The organism is Streptomyces sp. NBC_00259 (assembly GCF_036181745.1).
GTDB lineage: Bacteria > Actinomycetota > Actinomycetes > Streptomycetales > Streptomycetaceae > Streptomyces > Streptomyces pratisoli.
In genome coordinates this window covers 2,120,267-2,139,612 of the sequence record NZ_CP108080.1, presented here as the reverse complement: position 1 = coordinate 2,139,612, position 19,346 = coordinate 2,120,267, and the positions used below count along the sequence as shown (strand labels likewise).

Annotated in this window: 19 protein-coding genes; 8 read left to right on the top strand and 11 right to left on the bottom strand. The window is 71.0% G+C overall.

The window, feature by feature from the left end; translation table 11 throughout:
• Positions 1 to 41: 41 nt before the first annotated feature.
• Positions 42 to 1,034 carry an NAD-dependent epimerase/dehydratase family protein gene (locus OG766_RS09615; protein WP_266374665.1) on the bottom strand — a complete coding sequence of 331 codons (993 nt, stop codon included), beginning with the start codon at positions 1,032 to 1,034 and terminating at the stop codon, positions 42 to 44.
• 173 nt (positions 1,035 to 1,207) lie between these two features.
• Here OG766_RS09615 and OG766_RS09610 point away from each other — a divergent pair, with 173 nt between their 5' ends.
• Both OG766_RS09610 and OG766_RS09605 read left to right on the top strand, forming a co-directional pair.
• A complete protein-coding gene (locus OG766_RS09610) occupies positions 1,208 to 1,921 on the top strand; it encodes a hypothetical protein (protein ID WP_328725032.1) in 714 nt (237 codons plus the stop codon).
• A 47-nt stretch (positions 1,922 to 1,968) separates the two neighbouring features.
• A complete protein-coding gene (locus tag OG766_RS09605) occupies positions 1,969 to 3,411 on the top strand; it encodes a PepSY-associated TM helix domain-containing protein (protein ID WP_266374668.1) in 1,443 nt (480 codons plus the stop codon).
• A gap of 68 nt (positions 3,412 to 3,479) precedes the next feature.
• On the opposite strand, the gene OG766_RS09600 is transcribed toward OG766_RS09605, so the two are convergent.
• The 4 genes from OG766_RS09600 to OG766_RS09585 form a co-directional block, all read right to left on the bottom strand.
• Positions 3,480 to 4,109, bottom strand: coding sequence for a winged helix-turn-helix domain-containing protein (locus OG766_RS09600; RefSeq protein ID WP_266374670.1), 630 nt, complete (start codon positions 4,107 to 4,109; stop codon positions 3,480 to 3,482).
• A 343-nt stretch (positions 4,110 to 4,452) separates the two neighbouring features.
• Positions 4,453 to 5,367, bottom strand: coding sequence for a DUF6891 domain-containing protein (locus tag OG766_RS09595; protein ID WP_266374672.1), 915 nt, complete (start codon positions 5,365 to 5,367; stop codon positions 4,453 to 4,455).
• 168 nt (positions 5,368 to 5,535) lie between these two features.
• Positions 5,536 to 6,567: a glutamine synthetase gene (gene glnII, locus OG766_RS09590; RefSeq protein WP_328725031.1), complete on the bottom strand. Its 1,032-nt coding sequence runs from the start codon at positions 6,565 to 6,567 to the stop codon at positions 5,536 to 5,538.
• Between the two features lie 278 nt (positions 6,568 to 6,845).
• Positions 6,846 to 7,625: a tyrosine-protein phosphatase gene (locus OG766_RS09585; RefSeq protein WP_266374674.1), complete on the bottom strand. Its 780-nt coding sequence runs from the start codon at positions 7,623 to 7,625 to the stop codon at positions 6,846 to 6,848.
• A gap of 71 nt (positions 7,626 to 7,696) precedes the next feature.
• On the opposite strand from OG766_RS09585, the gene OG766_RS09580 reads away from it, so the two are divergent.
• Entirely contained in the window at positions 7,697 to 8,581 is an 885-nt protein-coding gene (locus tag OG766_RS09580; protein ID WP_266374676.1) for a Gfo/Idh/MocA family protein, read from the top strand.
• A gap of 31 nt (positions 8,582 to 8,612) precedes the next feature.
• Here the strand turns inward: OG766_RS09580 and OG766_RS09575 are convergent, their stop codons facing one another.
• Positions 8,613 to 9,320 (bottom strand): hypothetical protein, encoded by a 708-nt coding sequence (locus tag OG766_RS09575; protein WP_266374678.1) that lies wholly within the window; start codon positions 9,318 to 9,320, stop codon positions 8,613 to 8,615.
• 234 nt (positions 9,321 to 9,554) lie between these two features.
• Positions 9,555 to 9,914 carry an arsenate reductase family protein gene (locus OG766_RS09570; RefSeq protein WP_266374680.1) on the bottom strand — a complete coding sequence of 120 codons (360 nt, stop codon included), beginning with the start codon at positions 9,912 to 9,914 and terminating at the stop codon, positions 9,555 to 9,557.
• Between the two features lie 129 nt (positions 9,915 to 10,043).
• On the opposite strand from OG766_RS09570, the gene OG766_RS09565 reads away from it, so the two are divergent.
• The gene (locus tag OG766_RS09565; RefSeq protein ID WP_266374682.1) at positions 10,044 to 10,352 is read left to right on the top strand and encodes a hypothetical protein; all 309 of its coding nucleotides are present in this window, start codon (positions 10,044 to 10,046) and stop codon (positions 10,350 to 10,352) included.
• A 177-nt stretch (positions 10,353 to 10,529) separates the two neighbouring features.
• Here the strand turns inward: OG766_RS09565 and OG766_RS09560 are convergent, their stop codons facing one another.
• Positions 10,530 to 11,882 carry a DUF1254 domain-containing protein gene (locus OG766_RS09560; RefSeq protein ID WP_266374684.1) on the bottom strand — a complete coding sequence of 451 codons (1,353 nt, stop codon included), beginning with the start codon at positions 11,880 to 11,882 and terminating at the stop codon, positions 10,530 to 10,532.
• 273 nt (positions 11,883 to 12,155) lie between these two features.
• On the opposite strand from OG766_RS09560, the gene OG766_RS09555 reads away from it, so the two are divergent.
• The 3 genes from OG766_RS09555 to OG766_RS09545 all read left to right on the top strand — a co-directional run bounded on the left by OG766_RS09555 (position 12,156) and on the right by OG766_RS09545 (position 15,859).
• On the top strand, positions 12,156 to 13,025 hold the full coding sequence (locus tag OG766_RS09555) for a HalD/BesD family halogenase (protein ID WP_323137241.1): 870 nt from the start codon (positions 12,156 to 12,158) through the stop codon (positions 13,023 to 13,025).
• Between the two features lie 90 nt (positions 13,026 to 13,115).
• On the top strand, positions 13,116 to 13,970 hold the full coding sequence (locus OG766_RS09550) for a class I SAM-dependent methyltransferase (RefSeq protein ID WP_266374688.1): 855 nt from the start codon (positions 13,116 to 13,118) through the stop codon (positions 13,968 to 13,970).
• Between the two features lie 113 nt (positions 13,971 to 14,083).
• Positions 14,084 to 15,859, top strand: coding sequence for a choline/carnitine O-acyltransferase (locus OG766_RS09545; protein WP_266378085.1), 1,776 nt, complete (start codon positions 14,084 to 14,086; stop codon positions 15,857 to 15,859).
• 145 nt (positions 15,860 to 16,004) lie between these two features.
• Here OG766_RS09545 and glnA read toward each other — a convergent pair whose 3' ends face one another.
• Positions 16,005 to 17,414: a type I glutamate--ammonia ligase gene (gene glnA, locus OG766_RS09540; protein ID WP_266374689.1), complete on the bottom strand. Its 1,410-nt coding sequence runs from the start codon at positions 17,412 to 17,414 to the stop codon at positions 16,005 to 16,007.
• Positions 17,415 to 17,660: 246 nt separating this feature from the next.
• Between glnA and OG766_RS09535 the strand changes: the two genes are divergently transcribed.
• Positions 17,661 to 18,128 (top strand): RDD family protein, encoded by a 468-nt coding sequence (locus tag OG766_RS09535; protein ID WP_266374690.1) that lies wholly within the window; start codon positions 17,661 to 17,663, stop codon positions 18,126 to 18,128.
• Positions 18,129 to 18,252: 124 nt separating this feature from the next.
• On the opposite strand, the gene OG766_RS09530 is transcribed toward OG766_RS09535, so the two are convergent.
• Both OG766_RS09530 and OG766_RS09525 read right to left on the bottom strand, forming a co-directional pair.
• The gene (locus tag OG766_RS09530; protein ID WP_266374692.1) at positions 18,253 to 18,951 is read right to left on the bottom strand and encodes a DUF4191 domain-containing protein; all 699 of its coding nucleotides are present in this window, start codon (positions 18,949 to 18,951) and stop codon (positions 18,253 to 18,255) included.
• A gap of 18 nt (positions 18,952 to 18,969) precedes the next feature.
• The gene (locus OG766_RS09525; RefSeq protein WP_266374694.1) at positions 18,970 to 19,173 is read right to left on the bottom strand and encodes an SCO2195 family GlnR-regulated protein; all 204 of its coding nucleotides are present in this window, start codon (positions 19,171 to 19,173) and stop codon (positions 18,970 to 18,972) included.
• Positions 19,174 to 19,346 lie beyond the last annotated feature (173 nt).

The following is a 19,346-nucleotide window of genomic DNA, read 5'->3' as shown; positions in this document are numbered from 1 at the left end:
CAGTGGCCGAGATGGGCCGGTGCGGTCGCACCGGCCGCCGCTCAGGAGCGGGCGAGCAGCGCGGACTCCTGGTCGGGGGACAGGCCCACCGGACTGCGGTCCGTGCGCTGCGGTGCGCTGCCGCCGAGACCGCTCAGCCAGGCCCATGTGTCGGCGACCGTCTCCTGGACCGGCCGGCAGCGCAGTCCGGCAGCCAGGGCCTTCGACACGTCGGCGTCGTGGATCGCGTCGTACAGCTCGCCGCGCGGGATCCAGACCGGCAGATCGGTCCAGGGCTCGACCCCGGCCGCCGCGATGGTCTCCGCGTCCAGCCAGCGCAGCTCCGCGTCGGAGCCGGTCACCCGCACGCAGCTCTCCAGCAGCTCCCCCATGGTGGTGTGCCCGGGCGGGGACACCAGGTTGTACGGGCCGGCGAGGCCCTGCTCCGACGCGTCGAGGGTCCACTGCGCGAGATCGCGTACGTCGACGTACTGCACCGGCAGGTCCCGCGGTCCGGGCGCGGGCACCGGGCCGCCGCGCGCCACGCGGTTCAGCCACCAGGGCAGCCGGCCCACGTTCTCCCACGGGCCGATGATCAGCCCCGCGCGTACCAGCAGCGACCGCTCCGGGCCGAAGGCCTCCGTCACGGCCAGTTCACCGCCCCGCTTGTCCCGGGCGTAGTCCGTGGCCTCGGCGCCGGCCGCCGCGCCCGCCACCAGGGGACCGTTCTCGTCGAGTCCCGCGGCCGGCGGCCAGGCGTAGACCGAGCGGCTGGACACATACGCATACCGGCCCACACGGTCCGCGAGCAGCCGTGCCGTCTCCTGCACGGCGGACGGGGCGGCCGACCAGGTGTCGACCACGATGTCCCATTCACCCTCCGCGAGCGCCTTCAGCCCACCCGGCGCGACCCGGTCACCGTGCAGCACCCGCACACCGGCCGGGGCCTCGTGCCGCCCCCGGTGGAACACCGTCACCTCCCAGTCGCGCCGGAGCGCCGCCTCCGCGACCGCCCGCCCCACGAACTCCGTACCGCCCAGAATCAGAAGTCTCATGCTGCCGACCCTGCCCTCCCGAACGGCGTGACGTGCGCGATTCCGCTGCCGGGAGAATTCGTTGATGCAGGCCGTGGTGGGGCGTGACGCAGGTCGTGACGCAGGTCGTGATGCAGGTCGTGATGCAGGCCGTCTGACGGAATCAGGCCAGGGGATGGCACCATGTGCGAGCCATGACAGATGCCCGGTCGCCGATGCGCGCCCTGCGAGCCGCACTTTTCGCGGCGGTGTGCATCTCTTTGGCGGCGGTGGGGCATTCGTCCATGTCCGGCCATGATCTTCCGGTCACCGCGGTGCTGTTCGCGTTCGTGCTCACCGCCGGTGCGGGGTGGCTCGCGGGCACCCGACGCCGTGGCGCGCTCACCATCGGCTCGGGCCTGCTCACGGTCCAGGGCGTCCTCCACCTGATCTTCGCGGGCTCCGAACCGCATGACTCCGGCGGCAGGGGCCACCACCACACGGCGGCGACGGGCGCGGACGCCACGTCGAACGGCGCCACCACGCTCGACATGGCGCCGACGGCCGGCACGGCCGCTGCCGACACCCTCGTGGCCGAGGCCACCGCGCACCTGACGCAACTCGCCACCGGCCCCGGCGGCATGCTCGCCGCGCACGTCCTCGCCGCCGCGGTCTGCGCGCTGTGGCTCGCACACGGCGAGGCCGCCCTCTTCCGGCTGGCCCGCACCGCCGGGACCGTCCGCACCTCGCTGTTCGCGCCGCTGCGGCTGGTCCTCGCCGTCGTGCGCGTGCCGGAACTCCCGTACTCCGTACGCCCGCGCCCCCGCACCCGGCGCCTTCACGGAGTCGTCCTCGCGCACAGCGTCTCCCGGCGGGGCCCGCCCGGCCGCCCGTACACCCGCGCCACGGTCCCTGGAGCACTCGTCTGACACCGGGGGCCGCATCCCCCATGTCAACGCCGACTCCTAGGACACTCATGGCCATTGACGACCCCGTACGGGGCAACACCGACACCCCTGATGCCCCCGAGGCACAGGCCGCGGCGGAGACCCGCTCGACCTGGAGTGCGCTCCGCCCGCTCGTCCTGCGCATCCACTTCTACGCGGGCGTCCTCATCGCCCCGCTGCTGCTCGTCGCCGCCACCAGCGGACTCCTCTACGCCCTCTCCTTCCAGGCCGAGAAGGTCCTCTACAGCCACGAGCTGACGACCGACGTCGGCGAACGCAAGGTCCCGCTCGACACCCAGGTCGCCGCCGCCCGCAAGGCGCACCCCGAGGGCACGGTGACCGCCGTGTGGCCCTCCGCCGAGGACGGGGCGACCACCCGGGTCCTCATGAGCAGCGACGAGGTCGAGGAGGGCAAGTCACTCGCCGTCTTCGTCGACCCGTACACCGCCCAGGTGCGCGGTGACCTTCCCAGCTACGGCAGCTCCGGCGCGCTCCCGCTGCGCACCTGGCTCGACGAGCTCCACCGCGATCTGCACCTCGGCGATCTCGGCCGCAACTACAGCGAGCTGGCCGCCAGCTGGCTCTGGGTGGTCGCCCTCGGCGGGCTGCTGCTGTGGATCGGCCGCAAACGCTCCGCCAAGCGCGCCCTGTTCGTCCCCGAGCGCGGCGCGAAGGGCCGCCGCCGCACCCTGTCCTGGCACGGTTCCGTCGGCCTGTGGGCGGTCACCGGTCTGGTGCTGCTCTCCGCCACCGGGCTGACCTGGTCGAGGTACGCGGGCGAGAACATCGGCGCGGTCCAGGACCAGCTCGGCGGCGCCACCCCGGTCGTCGCCGCGACCCTCGAGGGCGCGGCCGCGGGCGGCGACGAGCACGAGGGCCACGGCGCCGACGGGCACGGGGACGCCCACCAGGGCGCCGACATCGGCATCGACAACGCCGTCGCGGCGGCCGCGGGCGAGGGCGTGGACGGCCGGATCTCCGTCATCCTCCCGGCCGACGGCAGCGGCTACGTCGTCAAGGAGACCGACACCCTCTTCCCGGTCAACCTCGACTCGGTCGCGATCGACCCGGCCGACGCGCGCGTCATGGACGAACTCCGGTTCGCCGACTACCCGCTGCTCGCCCAGCTCACCCGGTTCGGCATCGACGCCCACATGGGCGTCCTCTTCGGACTGCCCAACCAGCTCGCACTCGCAGCGCTCATGATCGGGCTGATCATGCTCACGGTATGGGGCTACCGCATGTGGTGGCTGCGCCGTCCGACGAAGGACCGCGGACTGGGCTTCGGACGGCCGATACCGCGGGGCGCCTGGCGCAAGGTACCGGTGACGGCGCTGCTGCCGCTGGCCGCCGTGACCGCGCTGGTGGGCTGGTTCGTCCCGATGCTCGGCGTCAGCCTGCTGGTGTTCCTCGCCGTCGACATCACCCTGGGCCTGGTCGCACGGGCGAGGGCCGGGGCCCCCGCCGCGTAGGTCGTGGCCGAAGGGCCCGGTCCCGCGGACGCCGTGAGGCTGCCGCGGGACCGGGCCCAAGGGCGGTGTCAGGGCGTGTACTTGTAGCCGACCCGCCGCACGGTCCGGATCGTGTCGCGGTGCTCGGCGCCCAGCTTGCGGCGCAGCCGCGCCACATGGACGTCGACGGTCCTGCCGTCGCCCACATGACCGTAGCCCCACACGGTCGTCACCAGCTGGTCGCGGGTGTGGACCCGGTGCGGATGCGCCACGAGATGCGCCAGCAGCTCGAACTCCAGATACGTGAGGTCGAGCACCTGCCCGGCCACGGCCGCGGTGCGCCGGGCGGTGTCGATGCGCACGGGACCGGCCTCGCCGCCGTCCGCGACCGGACCGGGGCCCGGGCTCCGGCCCGCGTCCTGGCCCGGGCCCTGCTCGGTGACCGCGACCGGCGCCTGCGCGGTGGCCGCGAGGAGCGGAGGCTGCTGGTCGGCCGGTACGAGAACGAGGTAGCCGACCATCGGAGGCCGGCCCGGGAGCACGGGCAGGGTGTGCTGCGGTGCCGGGAGCCAGGTGGCGCCCGGCGGGAGGAAGTCCCCGACGTGCACCACCTCGTCCGGGTCGACGGCTCGCAGCCGGTGCCGGTTCTGGACGGTGGCTGCGGTGCCGGAGCCGGCGACGGTCGCGGTCGCGGTGGAGAAGGAACGGGAGTTCGCCATGAGAGGTCAGCTCTTTCGCGCGGAGAGTCGTCGAGCCGCCGGGTCGGCGGAGTCGGATCGACATAACGGACGGACGTGCGTACGTCGTGCGCGTCGGCCGAAGGCCTCGGCAGGCCCCGCTGAGGGGTCCTGGGGAAGGCTTTAGAGGGCCGACGCGTTCCTCGCGCGGCAACACACACGGTCGAAGTCGTGGTGCTGACGGGAAGGCCAGAACGGCTCCAGGTCGCTGCGACCTGTCACGTTGTCCCGAAGTCTGGCCATACGCCTATTCAAGCAGATGAAGCGGCAGGACAGCAGACCCCTCTCACGAGACGGACACCACCGTCCGCCCCCCGCGCGGTCCTCAGCCCACGAGACGCTTGCGCCAGTCCAGCGGGGTGACCGTGATCGCCCGGCCGGGATCGCCGTCCCAGTCGGTGGCGAGCCCCACCCCGGCGAGCGCCGCCACCACCTCGCGCCCGACCGCGGCCGTCGTCTCCGGGGAACCGTCGAACCCGCCGTACAGCAGCATCAGTCCGTATCCCGCGGCCACCGAGTCCGTGCACTGCGTGTGGAAGTAGACGAAGCCGCGCGCGCCGGGCGACCCGGCGTCGCCTATCTCGGACTGGCCGCAGTTGCGGCAGCAGGCGAAGTTCTCCCGGGCGGTGATGCCGGCCGTCTCCAGGGCCTCGAAGGCGCGCGTGAGCCGCTCGGGGTCCGTCTCGCCCTCCCAGCCGGCCTGCTCGGCCACCCGCTCCAGCCACATCCGGTCCACCAACTGTCGTGCCTGCTCGGGCGACACCGGGCGATCGTCGCCGGAGACGAGATAGTCCTCGGCCGCCTCGGCCAGCCCGGCCCGGGTGACGTAGCCGCCGACCAGCAGCCCCTGGACCAGCTCCTCGGCCTGCTTGCGATCGTCGGGGTCCAGCTCGGGAGCGGCCGCCGGGGCGGGCCCCAGGTCCAGTGGCTCCCAGCCGAGCCCCGCGTCCCAGTCGTCCTCGTGCCGCGCCCAGCCCAGCATCGCCGCCACCACGGCTTCCGGGGCGTCGACCCGGACCTGGAAGTGCCGGTCGGGCGCCCCGGCGCGATGCTCCAGCGTGTAGTCACCACCCGTCTCGTGCCACACCTGGACGAAGACGTCGGGCAGGTCCGGTATCCGCTGCACCACGAGGAACTTGTCCTGCGGGCCGCCGATCCGGTGCACCAGCTCACCGAGCCGCTCCGCGGTCGCCCGGACGTGCCGCTGCCCGTTCTCCGTCATCACTGTGATCGCCAGCATGCGCACCACCATGGCAGGCCCCACTGACAAAGGGGGCGACGGGGGCGGCCAGGGCGATGGGGGGCGACGAGGGTGAGGAGGGCGGCGAGTGCGACGAGGGCTGTGGCGACGACGAAAGGGCGCCCACCGAAAGCGGTGGGCGCCCCTTCGCGAGCGGTCGTGAGCGGATCAGACCTGGCCGGCCTTCTCCAGTGCGGAGCAGCAGGTGTCCACGAGCAGTCGCGTCACCACGTACGGGTCGACGTTCGCGTTCGGACGGCGGTCCTCGATGTAGCCCTTGCCGTCCTTCTCGACCTGCCACGGGATACGGACCGAGGCGCCGCGGTTGGAGACGCCGTAGCTGTACTCGTTCCACGGGGCGGTCTCGTGCAGACCGGTCAGCCGGTCGTCGATGCCGGCGCCGTAGTTCTTGACGTGGTCGAGCGGCTTGGAGCCCTCGCCCAGCGACTCGCACGCGGTGATGATCGCGTCGTACCCCTCGCGCATCGCCCTGGTCGAGAAGTTGGTGTGCGCGCCCGCGCCGTTCCAGTCGCCCTTCACCGGCTTGGGGTCGAGCGTCGCGGAGACCTTGAAGTCCTCGGCGGTGCGGTACAGCAGCCAGCGGGCGATCCACAGCTGGTCCGCGACCACCAGCGGCGCCAGCGGGCCGACCTGGAACTCCCACTGGCCCGGCATGACCTCGGCGTTGATGCCGGAGATGCCCAGACCCGCCTCGAGGCAGTTCTCCAGGTGCGCCTCCACGACGTCGCGGCCGTGGATCTCGTCGGCGCCGACACCGCAGTAGTAGCCGCCCTGCGGGGCCGGGAAGCCGCCGACCGGGAAGCCGAGCGGACGGTCGCCGTCGAAGAACGTGTACTCCTGCTCGATGCCGAAGACGGGCTCCTGCGCGGCGAACTTCTCCGCGACCTCGACCAGCTGCGCACGCGTGTTGGACGGGTGCGGCGTCATGTCCGTGTTGAGGACCTCGCACAGCACCAGGATGTCGTCGCCGCCGCGGATCGGGTCGGGACAGGAGTAGACCGGCTTCAGCACGCAGTCGGAGGCGTGACCCTCGGCCTGGTTGGTGCTGGATCCGTCGAAGCCCCAGATGGGAAACTCGGCGACGGTCGTGGCGGAGCCCGTCAGAATCTTCGTCTTCGAGCGAAGCTTCGCGGTCGGCTCGGTACCGTCGATCCAGATGTACTCAGCCTTGAAGGTCACGGGGGCCTCATCCTTTACGGGTGCAGCGGGTATGAGGCGCAGCTTCGCAACACCGGATTTCCCGTCCATTGCTCGATTGTGAACCCCGTGTTACTCAGGAATCCTTCGTTTCCCGCGACCTCTCCGCGACCGCACGGGCGTTGGGCGACGCCTCGAATCCGGCATTCCGGATTCGCCGGACGAGCCGAAGCCGTCCGCGTCGTATACGGGGTTGAGACGCACCCTCACGCTGTCCGGTCGCCGTGACCGCGGCGGCGTTGACGAAGAACAGCACGTCCTCAGTCGCGATCCGTGTGCCGGGAGGCCGGTGCCGGCCCCGGTGCCGGCGCCGGTTCGAGGAGGTTCCGGCGCAGAGCGGTCTCCCAGGCGTCGTTGATGCCCAGCAGGTTGCGGGTGTAGTCGCGTACGGAGCCGTGCTGCCGCGTCAGGGCGGTGAGGAAGAGGCGCATGACGTCGGCGGGGGCGCGGCCGTAGCCGGGCCAGGCGGGTTCCTGGCCGGGGTGGTCGGCACGCCAGTCGTGGAGGAGCCGCTCGGTGGCCAGTTCGGTGAGGGCGAAGTCGTCGATGACGCGCTGCTCGGGCACGCCCAGAAGGGTCAGTACGAGCGCGGCGACCAGTCCGGTGCGGTCCTTGCCGGACGCGCAGTGGAACACCACGGGCCCGTTGCCCGCCGTGGCGATCACCTCAAGTGCCCTGCGCAGTTCCTTGACGCCGTCGTGGGCGACCTCCATGTACTTCTCGGCGAGGAACGGGCCGGTCTCGACCCCGGGGCCCAGGGCCGCCTGGTCGTACGGGCGGTGCTCGATGCTGAGGTTGTGGTAGGTCAGCGACTCGTGCTCGGGGATCCGGCCCTTGGCCTCGATCTCCCAGGGGTAGCGCAGATCGATGACGCTACGGACACCCAGGCCGAGGAACCGGTCCCAGTCCCCGCCCGTGAGCTTGCCCAGCGAGTCGGAGCGGTACAGAAGTCCCCACCGCACCGTGCTGCCGTTCTCGGCCTGATAGCCGCCCAGGTCGCGGAAGTTGTGGAGCCGCTCGAAGGGTATGTGTCTCTTCACAACGCGTCACCCTACGTCCGCGCCGGGAGCATCGCTGTCACCGTGTCTCCGCCTCGGTGCAGACTGGCCCCATGACGAAGCTGAGGATCGGACTGATCGGAACGGGCCCCTGGGCGGAGCGCACCCAGGCCCCTGCTCTCGCCGCGCACCCGGAGGCCGTCTTCAGCGGAGTGTGGGGGCGGCGCCCGGAGGCCGCCGCCGCGATCGCCACGGCCCACGGGGTCAAGGCGTACGACGACGTGGACGCCCTCATCGAGGCGAGCGACGCCGTCGCGATCGCCCTGCCGCCCGACGTCCAGGCGCCGCTGGCGGCGCGTGCGGCCGCCGCCGGGCGGCATCTGCTGCTGGACAAGCCGGTGGCGACGACGGTGACGGGAGCCCGCGAGGTCGTGACCGCCGTGGAGGGCACGGGCGTCGCGTCGATCGTCTTCTGCACGCTGCGGTTCGCCGCGGACACCGCGCCGTGGATCGCGGAACAGGCCGCCGCGGGCGGCTGGTTCACCGCGAGGGCGCACTGGCTGGGCTCGCTGTTCGCGACCGGCTCGGACAGCCCGTACGCGGCCTCGCCCTGGCGCCGGGAGAAGGGCGGGCTGTGGGACGTCGGCCCTCATGTGCTGTCCGTGCTGCTGCCCGTACTCGGCGACGTGAGCGACCTGACGGCGCTGCGCGGACCGGCCGACACGGTGCATCTCGCCCTGCGGCACGAGTCCGGGGCGTCGAGCACGGCCACCCTCGGCCTGAGCGCGCCGGCGGAAGCCGCCGGCGCCGCCGTCGAACTCTACGGCGAGCGGGGGCGGGTGCCGATGCCCGCGTGGGGCGATGCGATCGGCTCGTTCCGGTCGGCGGTGGACGCGCTCCTGGAGTCGGCGCGTACGGGGGACGCGCACGCCTGCGACGTACGGCTCGGGCTGCGCATCACGGAGATCCTGGCGGAGGCGGAGGAACGGCTTCGATAGCCGCCCCTCCGCCTGCCCGTGGCGACCGCCGTCAGCCGACGCGCTCGATGCGCGCGTTGCGGATGAGGAACTTGCCGGGCTCGCGGACCTGCTCGAACGCGGCGTTGTTCAGCAGCGCGCAGCTACCGGACACCGAGGTGACCTCGACGGTCGTGGACTTGTCGTTGTCGAGGTTGGTCACCTTCAGCTTCGTACCGGCCGGGAACTGGCTGCTGGAGGCGGCCGGGGCGCCGCCCTCACCGGACAGGGTCACGGTCGAACCGGCGCAGACGACCTCACCGGCGGCCCCGCCGCCGTTCCCGCCGTCCTCGGCGCCGCCTTCCTCACCGGCACCGGCACCGGCACCGCCGTCGTCCGCGGGCGGCTGCTCCTCGGCGGGCGGCTCCTCCATGCCCGGGGGTGCTTCCTCGGCCGGCGGCTGCGCGGGCGGCGCGGCCTGACCGCCGCCGCCCTCCCCGGCGCCCTCGCCGACTTCACAACCCGACGCCTCCTGCTGAACGTTGATCTGTGCGATCACGGCTTCGCGGTTGGCGATCCGGGCCGCCGACTGGGCATCGGGATTGGCCCGTTGACCGGCGATGAAGTTCTCGTTGTTGCGAATCGCCTGCGCGAGTCCGTCGCAGGCCACCGAGGCCTGGCTTGTCCCAGTCATGACAACCGCAGTACCGCCGACCAGCGCCGCGGCGCCGATCATGAGGGCGATCTTCTTCTTGCCGCTGAGGGTCTTCTTGCGCGACACGTAAGGCTCCTGTCCCCGGCCGTGAACGGCGGCCGGATGGGTTCCGTGTGCCGTTACGTACGAGTAGGCCGAGGGCTCTGCTCAACCGCCACAGGCGTGACTTCCTTAACTGAGGCTTAAGTTTTCGCAGGTGGGCGAGGAGCTGCGGTTTCGCGGTCCGACCGGCGAGCGCGTTCAGCGGTCGAGAGCGCCCAGGGCGCTCGGTGCGGCGGCGCGCTCAGGGCGGCGGCGCGTTCAGCGTTGCAGTGCGTCCCGTACCGCCTCGTCCGTGCGCGCCACGACCGCCGTACCGTCGTCCGCCGTGATGATCGGACGCTGGATCAGCTTCGGGTGCTCCGCGAGCGCCTCGATCCACCGGTCCCGCGAGGCGGCGTCGCGCGGCCAGTCCTTCACGCCGAGTTCCTTGGCGGCCGCCTCCTGTGTGCGGGTGATGTCCCACGGCTCAAGACCGAGCCGCCCGAGCACCTCGCGGATCTCGTCCGGCGACGGCACGTCCTCCAGGTAGCGCCGCACCGTGTACGACGCGCCTTCCTCGTCGAGCAGATGCAGCGCACTGCGGCATTTCGAGCACGCGGGATTGATCCAGATCTCCATCCCGACACCGTACTCCCCATGCGTCTCTCGAACACCCTGAACACCCTTTGGCCAGGGGCGATTGTCAGTGCCGGGCAGTAAAATCGAACTAGTTCGTGAGGGTCCAACCACCGCGCCAGGAGGTCGCCGATGGCCGTAGCCACGATCACGACGAAGCCGGGGACGAGGACGAAGAGGGGGACGGGGACGACGACGGGGGCGCTGCCCGAACCGACGAAGCGGCCACTGCCCGCGGGCCTCCCGCGCGAGTGGTACGAATCCCACAACCGCCGGCTCAAGGCCATGCGCATCGCCATCGCCCTGCTCGACACGGGCGTCTACCACCCGGCCAACGCCAGCAACCGCCGGATACGCACCACGGCCGAGCGCATCGGCATCCACCCGCCGTCCGAGACGACGTGCCACATGGTGCGCTCACTGATCCACTACGCCGACTGACAGCCGGGATCCACGAGTCGGGATCCACGAGTCCGGAGCCAGGAGTCCGGAGCCAGGAGTCCGGAGCCAGGAGTCCGGACCTGGGAGTCCGGAGCCAAGATGTGCGTGGGCGCGCCCCGCGGTCCGGTCCGTCGGCCGGCCCGCGGGGCGCTCAGGCGCACCCGCGGCGGGCGAGTCCTACCGACGTCTCTCGATCCTCGGCAGCCGGTAACTCCTGTCCAGCACGTCCTCCTTGGGCGCGTACAGACGCACCACGGGCCGGAAGTCCCCGGGCGGGGCGGGCAGCCAGTTCGCGGCCTCGGCCGGATCGGCCGGGCTCTCCTGCTGGATGTGGACGGTCAGGGAGCCGTCGTCGGCGTGGACGAGTCCGGGGGTGCGGTCGCCGATCGAGTACCGCCCGATCGGATTGGCGACCAGATAGTGGTCCGGGGTGTCGTACATCGTCACCGTCCAGAACGACTCGACGGGCGGCGGCTGTTCGAAGCGCAGCGTGTACGCCCGGGAGCCGGTGAGCCCCTCGCCGTCGGCGTCCGTGAAGACCTCGGCCTGCACGGACTCGTAGCCGTGGTTCCCCCACAGCGCGCTGCGCGCCGCGACGGCCCGTACGAGGTACGACTCCTCGCGGTCCGCGATCTTCCACCGGGGTGAGTCGTGCGTGCCGACGCCGAAGTGGTCCAGGTTGTAGTCGTGGGCGTGCGGGTCCAGCGCCCACTCCCCGGACCCTGCGCCGTCGCCGGCCCGGCTCCGCAGTGCCTCCTCGATCCGGGACCGGCCCTGGACGAAGCCGTCCTTCAGCGCCATCGCCAGGCCGGCGGCGGGGGAGACGTACGGCGACGGGCCCTCCTCCAGCAGTCCGAGGGGCTGGAACTTCTGCTGGTACGCGGCATCCTCGGCCGACGGAGGGAAGTCGGCCATCCACACCCGCAGCTTCTCGAAGAACCCGAGCGCCTCACGTACCCCCGGCTCCGGCGTCGGCAGCCCCGCCCGGTGCTCCCGTCCGTCGAGCGCCTCGACCGCCAGCGTGTCCTGCAGCGCGGCGACTCTCGGCAGGTCGTCCGGACCGTCGCACGACCAGCGCCCGACGGCCGTCACCACGGCGGTCGGCGCGTCGATGACCCCGCGCACGCCGTCGGGCTCCCGGCCGGCCCACCCGGGTGGCGCGATGAGCCAGCGGCCGCCCTCGGTGCCGGTCGCGCGGGAGCCGACGTACGCGAAGGGGTTGCTCCACGCGTCCACGAACTGCACCACGTGGTACGCGCTGCCCTCGCTGCCCGGTACATGCAGCACCAGCGGGCCGCCGGACAGATCCAGCTGCGCGACCGAAGGAACCGTGTCGTTGCTGACCGAGGCGAACGTGTCGTGGTGATCGGCGAGCTTGCGGGCGTGCGCGAACGCGTTGAACGGCGTCGGTGGCAGCCGCCCGATGCCCTTGCGGACGAGCGCCCCGGCCATCGTCAGCTCGTACACCAGCGGATACCCGTACACGTACGCCTCGGCGGCGAGTGCTTCCGTCACCGTCGCATCGGCCATCGAGCAGCCCCTCCGGACCAGGGTGTTTGCCCCGTAATAGTGAACTTATGGACGATTGATCAGCATGCGGAGTCTAGATCCCGTCGGGCCGCCCGCCCCGTATTGCTGCGGCGCCGTGCCGCACCGCCCGCACCGCTCGTGCCCTCCGCACGCCACGGCCGTGTGACGTGTCACAGACAACCCGGCGGAGGCTGTGGGAACTTCAACTGTGTTACTTCTCAGTTCAGTTGGGGATGGTCTTGTCTTGCCCTGCCCACACACCGAGAGGATCGAATGAGCACTCTGGAAGCAATGACGCTTGACCAGGTGGTCGACACGGCCCGATATCCCCTGTCGGAACTCGGGAGCGCCGAGGGGCAGGCCGTGGTGTCCCGGGCCCGGCGCGAACTGTCGGCGCTCGGCTGCACCGTGCTGCCGGACTTCATCCGTCCGGTGCTCCGTGACGTCCTGCGCGAGGAGTGCTCGGCCATCGCCCCACGGGCGCACTTCGACCTCGAGACGGTGAACGTCTACAACATCGCGGTCGACGCGGCACTGCCGCGGGACCACCCCGGCCGCAGGACCTTCCAGCGGGGCAACGCGTTCGTGGCGCGGGACCGTGTCCCCGAGAGCTCCCTGATCAGCCGGCTCTACTCGAACGAGGCGTTCCGGCGGTTCGTCGCCGAGTGCTTCGGACTGCCCCGGCTGCACGAACTGGCCGATCCGCTCTCCGGACTCGTCCTCAACGTCGTTCAGCCGGGGATGGAGCACCCCTGGCACTTCGACACGAACGAGTTCACCGTCAGCATGCTCACGCAGGAAGCGGAGGACGGCGGCGTCTTCGAGTACTGCCCGAACATCAGGTCGGCGCACGACGAGAACTTCGCCGACGTCCGGGACGTCCTGGACGGCCGCGGCGAGCGACTGCTCCGGCGTCTCCCTCTGCACCCCGGTGACCTGCAGCTGTTCAAGGGCCGCTACTCCCTGCACCGGGTGAGCCCCGTGCGGGGCGCGACGGCGCGCCACTCGGCGATCTTCGCGTACAGCGAGCGCCCGGGAGTCATCGGGAGCGTGGCACGGACCCGGCAGCTCTTCGGCCGGGTGCTGCCCGAGCACCTGGCCGCCGAGGGCCGCGCGGTCCGGAGCGACCAGCTGCTGGACTGACCCCCGGCGTCCGTCCAGGACCGCGCTGGACCGCGCTGCCCAGCGACCGAGCAATCCAGAGACTCAGTGACCCACGGAGGGCCAAGCCCCGTGCGATTCGACGAGACCGGAAAAGTCACCCTCGACCACATCTACACCCAGCCCGATCCCCGCACCTACTTCAGCGTGCTGCGTCCCCTCGGCTACCGCGTTCCGCAACAGGCCAAGCCCTACTTCGCCAAACTCATCAAGGAGTACCGGGAGTCCGAGCAGGTCGCGGCGCCCCAGGTGCTGGACATCGGGTGCTCGTACGGGATCAACGCCGCCCTCGTGAAGTACGACGCGACGATGGACGAGTTGTACGAGCGCTACGAGGACGACGGCGAGGACGCCGGCGAGGACGGCGGCCGCGAGGCCCTGCTGGCCCGCGACCGGGAGCTGTCCCGGTCCCGCCGGCCCGCCCAGCCCATCCGCTTCGTCGGCCTGGACGCCGCAGGCAGCGCGCTGTCCTACGCGCTCGAGGCCGGCTTCCTCGACGACGCGGTCCACGCCGACCTGGAGAACGACGAGCCCACCCCCCGGCAGCGCGACCAGCTCTCCGGCACCGACCTGGTGATCTCGACGGGCTGCCTCGGCTATGTCACCGAGCGGACGCTCACCCATGTCGTACGGGCCCAGGGCGGCCGCCTGCCCTGGATGGCGCACTTCGTCCTGCGGATGTTCCCCTTCGACCGCGTCGAAGGCGCACTGGCCGAACTGGGATACCGGACCGTCCGCGTCGACGAGGTCTTCAAGCAGCGCCGGTTCGCCTCCCCGGAAGAACAGGCGCTCGTACTCGACGGCATGTCGGCCGCCGGAGTGGATACGCAGGGCCTGGAAGCGGAAGGCTGGCTCTACGCACAGCTCTATCTGTCCCGTCCGAACGGCACCTCAGGTCACAACGATCCGAATCGAGAGCAGAAGTGAACATCAGTCAGGGCGTAGCAGGCGGCACGGCGGCCGGCGGCACGACGAGCGGCGGCACGGCTGCCGGCGGCACGGCGAGCCACGGCGCGACGACCTTCGCCAACGAGGAAAGCCTGCCGCGCGTACCGCTGCCCACGCTGGAGGCGAGCTGCGAGAGGTTCCTCGCCTGGTGCGCACCGCTGCTCGGCCCCGACGAACTGGCGGCGACCGAGGCGGAGGTCGCCGCCTTCCTCCGGCCCGACGGGCCCGGCCGGGCGCTGCACGCGGCCCTGGAGGAGTACGACGCCACGGACGGCGTGCACAGCTGGCTCGACACCTTCTGGCCGTACCGCTACCTGGGCCGCCGGGACCGGATCGCGCTCAACGCCAACTTCTTCTTCCTGTTCCAGGACTCCGGCCTGGCCCAGACCGAGCGCGCGGCCGGGCTCATCGCGGGCGCCCTGAACTACAAGCGGCAGCTCGACCGCGAACTCCTTCCGCCCGTGGTGCAGCGCGGCGTGCCCCAGTCGATGGTGCAGAACAGGTTCCTCTTCTCCGCCACCCGTATCCCGGGCGCCCAGCAGGACACCGTCCGCGCCCCCTACAGCGACGCCTGGCCGGGTCCGTCCGACGCCCGGCACATCGTGGTCTTCTTCCGCGGCGGCATGTTCCGCCTGGAGGTGCTCGGCGCGGACGGCGTCCCGTACGGGCTGGACGACCTGGCGGCCGGGCTGCGCGCCGTCATGAAGGCCGGCGACGAGCCGGCCGCCGCGGACACCTCGGTGGGCCATCTCACCACCATGGCGCGGGCGGAGTGGGCGGCCGCCCGTGCGTCCCTGCTCGACCACGACCCCCGCAACGCGGACGCCCTCGACGTCGTCGAGACCGCGCTGTTCTGCGTCTGCCTGGAGGACTTCGCCCCGGCGGACACCCAGGAGGCCTGCGACGAACTGCTCTACGGCGACCGCGGCAACCGCTGGTTCGACAAGGCCCTCTCCCTGATCGTCTTCGCGGACGGCCGCGCGGGCATCAACGTCGAACACTGCGAACTCGACGGCACCACCATCCTCAGCTTCACCGACTTCCTCCTCAGCAACCCGGCGGAGGAGCACTCCCGGAACTCCGGAGCCCGCTCCCAGGGCCTGCCGGCCATGGAACAGGTCGTCTTCGGACTCGACGCCGCGCTACGGGACCAGGTGCGCGCCGCCGCCGACGCTTTCGCCGCGTACGGCCGGGCCGCCGCGACCACCACCGTGTCCTTCCCCGACTTCGGCAGCACCACGGCCAAGGCCCTCGGCGTCTCGCCGGACGCCTTCGTCCAGTGCGCCTACCAGCTGGCCCACCAGCGCGCCAAGGGCCTCCTCGGCGCCACGTACGAGTCGATCGCCACCCGCCAGTACCGCAACGGCCGCACCGAGGCGATGCGCGTCGTCACCCCCGAGATGGTGGCCTTCGTCGCCGCGATGGAGGACCCCTCGGCCTCTCCGGCCGCCCGCCGTGCGGCCTTCCGCACCGCCGCCCAGGCCCATGTGGCCCGCGCGAAGGCCTCCCAGGCGGGCCAGGTCCCCGAACAGCACCTCTGGGAACTCGAACTCATCCAGCGCCGCCGCGGCCCCGCCCTGGGCGTCGACGAGCAGCCGGCCCTCTACCGCACCCCGGGCTGGCTCACCCTGCGCGACGACTACCTCAGCACCAGCTCCGCGCCGTCCCACAACATCCAGTACTTCGGCTTCGGCTCCACCAGCAGCCGCTGCATCGGCGTCGCCTACGTCCTCCTGCCGGACCGCTTCAACCTCTACCTGAGCACCCCCGAACCGGTCGCCGACCAGATGCGCACCTTCGCGGACCGGCTGAGGGAGGCGGTGGCGGAGCTGCGGGAACTGATGGAATCCGGGCGGGCCGGGAGCTGAGACCGAACGGCTGAGACCGAACGGCTGAGACCGAACGGCTCCCGCAGAAAAGGCCGTCGGCCGTGCCTTCCGTTGAGGGAAGAGCACGGCCGACGGCCCACGGACGGCCCAGGCGAGCGGATACCCGCTCCGACCCGGGGCGTTCCTAGATGTCGAAGTACAGCTCGAACTCGTGCGGGTGCGGACGGAGCTGGATCGGCGCGATCTCGTTCGTGCGCTTGTAGTCGATCCAGGTCTCGATCAGGTCGGACGTGAAGACGCCGCCCGCCTGCAGGTACTCGTTGTCCGCCTCCAGGGCCTCGAGGACCGCCGGGAGGGAGGTCGGGACCTGCGGGACGCCCGCGTGCTCCTCCGGGGCCAGCTCGTAGAGGTCCTTGTCGATCGGCTCGGCCGGCTCGATCTTGTTCTTGATGCCGTCCAGACCCGCCAGCATCAGGGCGGAGAAGGCCAGGTACGGGTTCGAGGACGGGTCCGGGGCGCGGAACTCGACGCGCTTGGCCTTCGGGTTGGAACCAGTGATCGGGATACGCATCGCGGCCGAGCGGTTGCGCTGCGAGTACACCAGGTTGACCGGCGCCTCGAAGCCCGGGACCAGGCGGTGGTACGAGTTCACCGTCGGGTTGGTGAAGGCCAGCAGCGACGGGGCGTGCTTCAGGATGCCGCCGATGTAGTAGCGGGCGGTGTCCGAGAGGCCCGCGTAGCCCTGCTCGTCGTAGAAGAGCGGCGAGCCGCCCTGCCACAGGGACTGGTGGACGTGCATGCCGGAGCCGTTGTCGCCGAAGATCGGCTTGGGCATGAAGGTCGCGGTCTTGCCGTTGCGCCAGGCGACGTTCTTCACGATGTACTTGAAGAGCATCAGGTCGTCGGCCGCGGCGAGCAGCGTGTTGAACTTGTAGTTGATCTCGGCCTGGCCGGCGGTGCCGACCTCGTGGTGCTGGCGCTCGACCTGGAGGCCGACGTTCTCCAGCTCCAGGGAGATCTCGGCGCGCAGGTCGGCGAAGTGGTCGACCGGCGGGGCCGGGAAGTAGCCGCCCTTGTAGCGGACCTTGTAGCCGCGGTTGTCCTCGATCGCGCCCGTGTTCCAGGCACCGGCCTCGGAGTCGATGTGGTAGAAGCCCTCGTTGGCGCTGGTCTGGAAGCGCACGCTGTCGAAGACGTAGAACTCGGCCTCGGGACCGAAGTACGCGGTGTCCGCGATGCCGGTGGAGGCGAGGTAGGCCTCGGCCTTCTTGGCGATGTTCCGCGGGTCACGGCTGTACTGCTCGCCGGTGATCGGGTCGTGGATGAAGAAGTTGATGTTGAGGGTCTTGTCGCGGCGGAACGGGTCCAGACGCGCGGTGGACAGGTCCGCGCGCAGCGCCATGTCGGACTCGTGGATCGCCTGGAAACCGCGGATCGACGAGCCGTCGAAGGCGAGCTCCTCGGACGGGTCGAACGCCGTGGCCGGAATCGTGAAGTGCTGCATCACGCCGGGAAGGTCGCAGAACCGGACGTCGATCATCTTCACGTCGTTGTCCGCGATGTACTTCTTGGCGTCGTCGGCGTTCTGGAACATCCAACTCCTCCTACTCCCGACCCGGGGATGGGCGGGGTTGTGACTCGGGTCGTGCGGCCAGTGCGGTGGCACACGCTGCACACGACCCTAGGCAGACGGGATTTCTCCAGCATGACTCATTTGTTTCGCGGAAGTTAACCGAGCCGGTGGTGAGCCGTGTGAAGACCGTGGGTACGGGTGACCGGAGTGGGCCCGAGGTGTGACCCGGGCGGCGGTGATCAAAAGCGTGCACAGTACCGTTGACGGGTGGACAACAGGCAAGCAATCGGATCGTGGCTGTCCGGGCCCCGCGCGGCGGCCGAGGACATGGGCGCCGAATTCGGATACCGGGGCGAGCGGCTCGGGCTGCCGGAGCAGGGCCCCGGCTCCGTCGCCCCGCTCGGACGGCGCTTCGGTGCGCTCTTCATCGACTGGGCCCTGTGCATGCTGATCGCATACGGGCTCTTCGCGGACGGTGACCAGCAGGCCGCGGGGAACTGGGCGCTGGGGATCTTCCTCGTCCTGAGCGTGCTGACCGTGGGCACCCTCGGCAGCACTCCCGGTAAGCGGATCCTCGGTCTGCGCGTCGTCGCCGAGGACGGCGGACGGCTCGGCATCGGCAAGGTCCTCGTCAGGAGCGTGCTGCTCTGCCTGGCCATTCCGGCGCTGGTGTGGGACCGCGACGGACGCGGCCTCCATGACCGGCTCTCCCGCTCCGTCCAGGTGCGGATCTGACTCAGCAGGGCCGGCTCCGGACAGTGGGCCGGCTCCATGGCGCGAGACGTGAAGAACCGAGACATGAAGAGGGGCGCCCCGGGAGATCCGGGGCGCCCCTCCTCACGTCGTAGCCGCGAGTACGTCAGCGCATCTTTCCGCCGCGCGGCATCCGCATGCCCTTCGGCATCGGGCCCTTCGGCAGCGGCATGTTGCTCATCAGGTCGCCCATCGCGCGCAGACGGTCGTTCGTCTGCGTCACCTGCGGGCCGGTGAGCACGCGCGGCAGCTTCATCATCGTGGTGCGGAGCTTCTTCAGCGGCACCTGGCCCTCGTCGTTGCCGACGACGATGTCGTGGACCGGGGCGTCCACGGCGACCCGGGCCATCCGCTTCTTCTCGGCCGCCAGCAGGGTCTTCAGCCGGTTCGGGTTGCCCTCGGCCACCAGCACGATGCCGGCCTTGCCGACGGCCCGGTGGACGACGTCCTGGCTGCGGTTCATCGCGACCGCGGGGGTCGTGGTCCAGCCTCTGCCCACGTTCTGGAGCACCGCGGCCGCCGCACCCGGCTGTCCTTCCATCTGCCCGAAGGCGGCGCGCTCGGCGCGGCGTCCGAAGACGATCGCCATCGCGAGGAAGGCCAGCAGGAAGCCCAGGACGCCCAGATAGATCGGGTGGTCGATCAGAAAACCGATCGCGAGGAAGACACCGAAGGTGACGATTCCCACACCCGCGAGGACAAGACCGATCTTCGAGTCGGCCCGCCTGGTCATCTTGTAGGTAAGGGCGATCTGCTTGAGTCGCCCGGGGTTCGCAGAGTTCTCTGCCTGTTCCTTCCTCGCCATGCCTGAAGTTTACGTGCCTCAGGAAGAGCGAGTCGCCACGGCCTCCAGCACGTGCTGCGCCTCGACCCGGTCCTTGGCGCGACGGCGGTCCTCGAGGACCGCGGTCCAGGCGTTGCGGCGGGCGGTGCGCTGGCCGCCGCTCAGGAGTACGGACTCGACGGCGAGGAGAGCCTGGGTGAAGGTCGGGAAGGCGTTGGCGCGTACGGAAGTCGCGGCCTGCATGGTGGAGATCTCCCTCGGGGGCGGGGTGATGAGCGGTGGGAGTGTGCGTGCGGTGCGTAAAGCCAGAGTCACTGATTGGTGTTACCAGGGCGTGACCGACCGGTCAAACACCGATGAAACCTTTACTCGCTACCCCGGAATCCTGACGCGGCCCGTACGCGCCCGCGACCTGC